The organism is Halopseudomonas sp. (assembly GCF_041579695.1).
In the GTDB taxonomy this organism is placed as follows: Bacteria; Pseudomonadota; Gammaproteobacteria; order Pseudomonadales; family Pseudomonadaceae; genus Halopseudomonas.
The window spans coordinates 1-7,377 of the sequence record NZ_JBFGFI010000110.1 but is presented as its reverse complement, the minus strand read 5'-3'; the positions used below and the strand labels follow the sequence as shown (position 1 = coordinate 7,377).

The window sequence follows — 7,377 nt, the reverse complement described above, 5'->3', positions numbered from 1 at the left end:
TTGGTGGAGCCGGGGGGATTTGAACCCCCGTCCGCCAGTCCGCCACTATCAGATCTACATGCTTAGCCATCTCAATTAAGTTAACTCCGCACCGCCCGAGTGGCAGGGTGTTTGGAGCGATTCGTGTAATGTTTAGCCGCATCGTCCACGACGTACTAAGCGGCGATCCTGTTCTATCTGACAATCACTTCGAGTTTACAGGCATCCTCTAATGATCGCTGGAGCCGAAGCTACCAGAAGTGCTATCTAGGCAGCTTACGCTGCTAGTTGAGCACCATAATTGTCGTCATTGGCAATTATATAGGTTTGCAACAGTGGATTTACGAGTTCTGTTACCAACTCGGCATGCCCATCAAGCTTTGTAACCGTCGTCGAATCCAAATCGGCCCCAAAACTGTTTAGGTCTCTTACAACATCAGACCGGATTGTACCGCAAAAGTTCCCATGCTGATAGGTCGGGCGGGGCTGATCAGCGACTGTTGTCGCGTACCACCCGCGCCTTTTCCCGGGTCCAGTCGCGTTCCTTCTCGACCTGGCGCTTGTCGAATTCCTTTTTGCCGCGCACCAGGGCTATTTCGCATTTGACCAGGTGGCCCTTCCAGTAGAGAGCCAGCGGCACGCAGCTGAAGCCTTTCTGCTGAACACCAGTAATCAGTTTGTCCAGCTCGCGGGCGTTCAGCAGGAGCTTACGGGTGCGGGTAGGGTCGGCAACCACGTGGGCGCTGGCTGTCTGCAGCGGCGTGATGTGCGCCCCCAGCAGAAAAGCCTCATTGTTCTTGAGGAGAATGTAGCTGTCGACCAGCTGCACCTTGCTGGCGCGCAGACTTTTCACTTCCCAGCCGGTCAGTACTACACCGGCTTCGAAGCGGGCTTCGACAAAATAATCGTGTTTGGCCTTCTTGTTCAGCGCGATCGTGCCGCTGTTGGCCTTGGGTTTCTTTTGATTGCTCATATGGGGCGCATTATAGGGGTTGGCTGCAGCTTCGGCTATACGGGCCTTGTCCGTGTTGATCAAAATCTGGACAATGCCGTTCCTTTTTTACCCAACAGGTGTCTCGCCATGTCGCAGGACAGCGTTTCCATTCACGGTATCTGGGCCAGTCGCTGGGTTTTCATTCTGGCGGCTACGGGTTCTGCGGTAGGCCTGGGGAATATATGGAAGTTCCCTTATATGGCCGGCGTCTACGGCGGCGGCGCCTTCGTGCTGGTCTATCTGTTATGTATTGCTCTGGTCGGGTTGCCGATCATGTTGGCGGAAACCGTTCTGGGCCGGCGCGGGCGCCGCAGTCCGGTGAACACGCTGCGCAATCTGGCGCTGCAGTCTGGGGCGTCGGCGCGCTGGTCCTGGGCGGCGGTCATGGGCATGATCGCGGCGCTGTTGATTCTATCGTTCTACAGCGTGGTAGCTGGCTGGTCGCTTGATTACATCATCGGTATGGGGCGTGGCGAGTTTGTTGGTATTGACGGGGAGGGCGCTGGCGCCCGTTTTGGCGCGCTAACGGCCGATCCGCTGCGTTTGAGTCTGTGGCACACCCTGTTCATGCTGGTCACGGCCTTCATCATTGCCCGCGGCGTTGTGGCCGGCCTGGAGCGCAGCCTGCGAATCATGATGCCGCTGTTGTTCGTGTTGCTGATCGTCCTGTTGGGCTACAGCCTGACGACCGGGCACTTCATGCAGGGTGTGGAGTTTCTCTTTCATTTTGATCTGGCCAGCGTGCCGGACGGCATCCTTGCGGCTATGGGGCATGCGTTCTTTACCTTGAGTGTGGGTGTCGGTTCGATCATGGTGTTCGGCGCCTATATGCCGAAGAAGTCGTCTATTGGTGGGACCATCATGACCGTGGCGCTGCTTGATACGGCGGTTGCGCTGACGGCCGGCCTTGCCTTGTTTCCGATCGTTTTTGCAGCCGGGCTGGAGCCTTCGGAGGGGCCGGGTCTGATGTTCGTGACCCTGCCGATCGCGTTCGGCAACATCATGCTCGGTCAGGTGTTTGGTCTGCTGTTCTTTGTGCTGGTAGCCGTGGCGGCCTGGAGCTCTGCTATTTCAATGCTGGAGCCCGCAGTCGCGTACTGGGTGGAGCGCACGGGCTGGAGCCGTATCCGTATTACCTGTCTTGTGGCGTTTCTGTGCTGGCTGGTGGGGCTGGGCACCGTGCTGTCGTTCAATGTGCTGGCGGATGCCCGCTTCTTTGTTACCGATGAGGCCGGTTGGCACCTGTTCAAGTGGACCACCGAGGGTGGCAAGACCTTCTTCGAGAGCGTCGATTACCTGACCAGCCGGATCATGTTGCCCCTGGGCGGATTGCTGTTCGCGATCTTCGCCGGCTGGGTGCTGGGGCGCGATGTATTTCGCGCCGAACTGGCCCTGCGCCACCCGCGGCTGTTTCCGGTGGTATATTGCCTGCTACGCTATGTGGCTCCGCTCGGAGTGCTGGTCGTGTTCGTCACTGAACTGTTCAAATAACGAGGCCCTGTCTACCGCCCATGACGCATATTCATCGTTCGGCCCTGCTGCCCTATCCTGCGTATCGACTCTACGAGCTGGTCAACCGGGTCGAACATTATCCCGAGTTTCTGCCCTGGTGTTCCAGGGCGGAGGTGCTGCACGAAACTCAGGATGAAATGCGTGCGCGGCTGACGGTGGCCAAGGCGGGTATGAGCTCCGCCTTTACCACGCGCAACAGTATGGTGCCGGGCGAGCGCATCGAGTTACGCCTGGAAGACGGTCCGTTCAGCGATCTCAATGGTGTGTGGGAGTTCAAGGCGCTGGGCGAGCATGCCTGCAAGATCACGCTGGACCTGAACTTCCATTATGCCGGGCCGGTGGTCAAGGCCACGCTTGGTCCGCTGTTCAATCAGGCGGCCAACAATATGGTTGAAGCATTCTGTCAGCGTGCCAAGGAGCTGTACGGTGGTCGATAAGACAATGGTGGTAGAAGTGGCCTATGCGCTACCGCACAAGCAGAAGATCCTCAGTCTGACGGTTGGCGAGGAAACGACGGTGCGGCAGGCGGTGGTAGCGTCAGGTATCGATGAGCACTTTCCTGAAGTGGATGTGCTCAGTTGCGCGGTGGGCATATTTGGCAAGGCGGTGCCCAAGCCGGATGAGCGGATGTTGAAGCCGGGTGAGAGGGTAGAGATCTATCGTCCGCTGATTGCCGACCCCAAGGAAGTGCGCAAGCAGCGGGCGGCCAAGAACAAGGCAGCAAAGGAAGCCTGAGTCGGCTTCCTGCGTGGGGTTTTACTCGCCGGTGCCCAGCGGGGCGCCCAGGTCTACCGGGTAGCTCTGGACGTCATCAGATTCCGTTGCAGCCCCGCTCATGATTTCCTGTTCGCGGCTGGCGCCAGGAACAAAGTCCCCGCCCAGGCCAACCAGTACATCGTTTTCAAAGGTCAGGATCACGCGTTCCTGTTCCCGCTCCTGGTGGCCTGCTTTCATGCTGTACAGGTAGTCCCAGCGCTCGGGATGGAAGGTGTCCTGGATCAGCGGAGTGCCCATGATGAAGCGCACCTGGCGGGTGGTCATGCCGGGGCGTAGCTGGTTGACCATTTCTTGGGTCACTACATTGCCTTGCTGCACATCGATCTTGTAAACCCCGGGGAAGCTGCAGCCCGCAAGGCCCAGTACCGAGAGACATAAGAGGATACAGAGGATTCGGTATAAGCTGTTTGGCATGACGTGGTAATATCCATTATCTTGAAGCGGCTAGATAGCCGTGAATCATACCCGACTGATCCCGCCCTGCAAGAGCTGAACGAGAAACTGACATGGTTGAAAATCAAGAACTCCGTAAAGCCGGCCTGAAAGTAACCCTGCCGCGCGTCAAGATCCTGCAGATGTTGGACAACTCACCTGAACGCCATCTGAGCGCCGAAGACGTGTACAAGGCGCTGATGGAGGCCGGGGAGGACGTCGGTCTCGCGACCGTCTACCGGGTGCTTACCCAGTTCGAGACAGCCGGTCTGGTTGAGCGCCACAACTTCGATGGCGGTCACGCCGTATTCGAGCTTGCTGATACCGAGCATCACGATCACATGGTCTGTGTGGATACCGGCGAAGTGGTCGAGTTTTTTGATGCCGAGATTGAGCGCCGTCAGAAAGAGATCGTGAAGGAACACGGCTTCGAGCTGGTTGATCACAATCTGGTGCTGTACGTGAAGAAGGCCAAGTAGCGCTGCCAGACAGCCGTTGGGCTGACTAAAGAAAGCCAGGCCTGGAGCCTGGCTTTTTTGTGGGCGGGGCAAACGCTTTACTGCGCGACCGACATCAGCTTGCGGGCATGGGCCAGGGATTCCTCTGTCATGTCGATGCCGCCGAGCATCCGCGCTATCTCCTGCACCCGCGCATCCTCGCTGAGGTGGTCGATGCGGGTGCTGGTTGATTCGTTTGTCTGTTCCTTGCGCACGAACAGGTGCTGATGGCCATGGGCGGCTACCTGGGGAAGGTGGGTTACCGTCAGGACCTGGCCGTTACTGCCGAGCTTGCGCAGCATGCTGCCGACGATCTCTGCGGTAGGCCCGCCGATGCCGACGTCCACCTCGTCGAATACCAGCGTGGGAACGCGCGAGGTCTGTACGGTGGTGACCTGGATGCCCAGGCTGATGCGCGACAGTTCACCGCCGGATGCGACCTTGGCCAGGGGCTTGGCCGGCTGGCCGGGGTTGGCGCTGACCAGAAGCTCAACTGACTCCTGACCATGGGGCATGATCGCCTCGGCGCCATGGGGCTGCAGCTGGACCTTCACCTGCCCGCCGGGCATGCCCAATTGCTGGATCTGCGTGGTGACCTCTTCGCCCAGGCGTACAGCAGCGGTAGCCCGCGCAGCACTGAGCTCCACGGCCAGCTGTCGGTAGTGTTCGCGGAACGCCTCAAGCTCCTCGACCAGGCGCTCGGCGTCCAGGTCCTGCTGCTGCATGCTCTCCAGTTCGTCGATCAGTTTTTGCTGCAGTGCTGGCAGCTCATCTGGATTGACCCGGTGCTTGCGCGCTAGATCATGAATTACGCCCAGTCGCTCTTCAACCTGCTGCTGGCGCTCGGGATCTGCCTCGAAGTGATCCAGATAGCGGGTCAGCTCGCCTACTGCTTCCTCGATCTGGATCTGCGCGCTGGCGAGCATGCCGTTGGCTTCGTCCAGGCTGTGATGATTATTCTTGAAGGCGGCCAGTCGCTGCTGGCTGGCGGTAAGGGCCTGCAGCACACTGCCGCTGTCATTCTCGCTGCACAGGTTGATGACCTGCTGGCACGACTGCATGATCTGCTCGGCGTTGGCCAGCTGGCGCTGATCGTTTTCCAGCTCCTCGATCTCGCCTTCCTGCAGGCTGAGGTTGTCCAGCTCTTCAAGCTGATAGGTCAGCAACTGCAGGCGTGAACTCTGTTCGTCACCCTTCTGGCCTGCCTGCAGCAGGGCCTGCTCGGTCTGTTTGCAACGCTGCGCTGCCAGTTGTACCTGGCGCGCCAGGTCCCGGCTGCCGGCATAGTCGTCGAGCAGGCGACGGTGGGTGTCGGGCTTGAGCAGTGACTGGTGTTCGTGCTGGCTGTGAATATCGATCAGCATGCCGCCGAGCGCTTTCAGGTCCTGCTGGGGGCAGGGGCTGCCGTTGATATAGCCGCGCGAGCGACCTTCGGCGGTAATCACCCGGCGCAGAATGACTTGATTGTCCTCGCTGGCCAGGTCGCGTTCGGCCAGCCAGGCGGTAGCCTCGGGGATCTGGCTGATATCGAAGGTAGCGAGAATGTCGGCCTTGTCGGTACCCGGACGCACGGCGCCGCTGTCGGCCCGGTCGCCCAGGGTCAGTGCAAGGGCATCGAGCATGATCGACTTGCCGGCACCGGTCTCTCCGGTGATCGCTGTCATGCCACCGCCAATCTCCAGCTCAAGGTGATCGACGATGGCGTAATTGTTAACCGCCAGATGTACCAGCATGGTTGCACTCCCCCCCGGATTTGGTCTGGTTATTTATACAGTAGTTTGTGCTGCGCCGACAAGTGCCGCACAGGGTTGATGTCTGCCGCCCCTTGAAGCCCGCCGGAAAGACCCCATATAAGGTGCTGATACCAGTCAACGGGCGCTCGAGCGCCCCGCAGTCAGAACAGGAGACACAGATGGCAGATGAACACAGACAGGATCCGACAGGCCCCGAAGAGGCTGAAGAGGCGCTCTCTGCGGAGGCGCCCGAGGATCTGGCTGCGCGGGTCAGCGTTCTCGAGGATGAGCTGGCCGCCGCGAAGGATCAGGCGCTGCGAGCCGCCGCGGATGTGCAGAACGCCCGCCGCCGCGCCGAGCAGGAAGTCGAGAAGGCGCACAAGTTTGCGCTGGAGCGTTTTGCCAATGATCTGCTGCCGGTGCTTGAGAGCCTGGAGCGGGGCGTTGAGCTGGCAGACCCGAATGATCCGGCTATCAAGCCGATGCGTGACGGTATGGAGCTGACATTGAAAATGTTCAGCGAAACCCTGGCACGTTTCCAGATCGTTGCGGTCGACCCCCATGGTGAGCCCTTTAATCCAGAGCTGCATCAGGCCATGGCAATGGAGGAGCGCGACAATGTCGAGCCCAACACCGTCATCCGTGTGTTCCAGAAGGGTTACACCCTGAGCGGCCGATTGCTGCGTCCGGCGATGGTCGTGGTGAGCAAGACTCCCACGGACAAGCCCGACTCACCCACGATTGACGAGCAGGCTTGAAATTAATTCCAGTGACCCCATCAAGGGTGCATAGACAGACCAACCAATGCCGGCGGCACGCCGCGGCAAGCTGAATCGGAGACTTATATATGGGCAAGATTATCGGTATCGACCTCGGGACCACCAACTCCTGCGTTGCAGTGATGGAAAACGGTGTAGCCAAGGTAATTGAAAACGCAGAGGGCGCACGTACCACTCCCTCCATTGTTGCTTACACCAATGACGGTGAGACCCTGGTCGGCCAGTCGGCCAAGCGCCAGTCGGTCACCAATCCGCAGAACACCCTGAACGCGGTCAAGCGTCTGATCGGCCGTCGCTTCGACGAAGAAGTCGTGCAGAAGGATATCAAGCTCGTTCCCTACAAGATCATCAAGGCCGACAACGGTGACGCCTGGGTCGAAGTGAAGGATGAGAAGATCGCGCCTCCGCAGATTTCTGCCGAAGTACTGAAGAAAATGAAGAAGACCGCTGAAGATTATCTGGGCGAGAAAGTCACCGAGGCGGTCATTACCGTTCCGGCCTACTTCAACGACAGTCAGCGTCAGGCCACCAAAGACGCCGGCCGTATCGCCGGTCTGGACGTCAAGCGGATCATCAACGAACCAACTGCTGCGGCACTGGCCTACGGCATGGACAAGTCCCGTGGCGATTCCACCATCGTCGTATACGACCTGGGTGGCGGTACCTTCGACATA

The 7,377-nt window shown here is 59.2% G+C and carries 8 protein-coding genes, 1 other RNA gene and 1 pseudogene; 6 read left to right on the top strand and 4 right to left on the bottom strand.

Going from position 1 to position 7,377, the window contains the following annotated elements:
• Position 1: 1 nt before the first annotated feature.
• Both ssrA and smpB read right to left on the bottom strand, forming a co-directional pair.
• Positions 2–390: a transfer-messenger RNA gene (ssrA, locus tag ABYA88_RS14605) on the bottom strand.
• Between the two features lie 79 nt (positions 391–469).
• Positions 470–952, bottom strand: a complete 483-nt coding sequence (gene smpB / locus ABYA88_RS14600) for an SsrA-binding protein SmpB (protein ID WP_373188124.1) — start codon at positions 950–952, stop codon at positions 470–472.
• Positions 953–1,060: 108 nt separating this feature from the next.
• Here smpB and ABYA88_RS14595 point away from each other — a divergent pair, with 108 nt between their 5' ends.
• Genes ABYA88_RS14595 through ABYA88_RS14585 form a run of 3 tightly spaced genes read left to right on the top strand, consistent with a single transcriptional unit; the run spans position 1,061 to position 3,220 of the window.
• Positions 1,061–2,464 carry a sodium-dependent transporter gene (locus tag ABYA88_RS14595; protein WP_373188123.1) on the top strand — a complete coding sequence of 468 codons (1,404 nt, stop codon included), beginning with the start codon at positions 1,061–1,063 and terminating at the stop codon, positions 2,462–2,464.
• A gap of 20 nt (positions 2,465–2,484) precedes the next feature.
• Complete coding sequence (locus ABYA88_RS14590; protein WP_373188122.1) at positions 2,485–2,922, top strand: type II toxin-antitoxin system RatA family toxin; 438 nt, start codon at positions 2,485–2,487, stop codon at positions 2,920–2,922.
• A 4-nt stretch (positions 2,923–2,926) separates the two neighbouring features.
• The gene (locus ABYA88_RS14585; protein WP_373188126.1) at positions 2,927–3,220 is read left to right on the top strand and encodes an RnfH family protein; all 294 of its coding nucleotides are present in this window, start codon (positions 2,927–2,929) and stop codon (positions 3,218–3,220) included.
• A gap of 57 nt (positions 3,221–3,277) precedes the next feature.
• Here the strand turns inward: ABYA88_RS14585 and ABYA88_RS14580 are convergent.
• Positions 3,278–3,676, bottom strand: a pseudogene (locus tag ABYA88_RS14580) (outer membrane protein assembly factor BamE); the annotation flags it as partial.
• Positions 3,677–3,768: 92 nt separating this feature from the next.
• Between ABYA88_RS14580 and fur the strand changes: the two are divergent.
• The gene (fur, locus tag ABYA88_RS14575) at positions 3,769–4,173 is read left to right on the top strand and encodes a ferric iron uptake transcriptional regulator (protein WP_373188121.1); all 405 of its coding nucleotides are present in this window, start codon (positions 3,769–3,771) and stop codon (positions 4,171–4,173) included.
• Between the two features lie 77 nt (positions 4,174–4,250).
• On the opposite strand, the gene recN is transcribed toward fur, so the two are convergent.
• The gene (gene recN / locus ABYA88_RS14570; RefSeq protein WP_373188120.1) at positions 4,251–5,924 is read right to left on the bottom strand and encodes a DNA repair protein RecN; all 1,674 of its coding nucleotides are present in this window, start codon (positions 5,922–5,924) and stop codon (positions 4,251–4,253) included.
• A 128-nt stretch (positions 5,925–6,052) separates the two neighbouring features.
• On the opposite strand from recN, the gene grpE reads away from it, so the two are divergent.
• Both grpE and ABYA88_RS14560 read left to right on the top strand, forming a co-directional pair.
• The gene (gene grpE / locus ABYA88_RS14565) at positions 6,053–6,682 is read left to right on the top strand and encodes a nucleotide exchange factor GrpE (RefSeq protein ID WP_373188125.1); all 630 of its coding nucleotides are present in this window, start codon (positions 6,053–6,055) and stop codon (positions 6,680–6,682) included.
• An 89-nt stretch (positions 6,683–6,771) separates the two neighbouring features.
• Positions 6,772–7,377, top strand: a 606-nt coding sequence (locus ABYA88_RS14560) for an Hsp70 family protein (RefSeq protein WP_373188119.1), incomplete at its 3' end; no start/stop codon positions are given.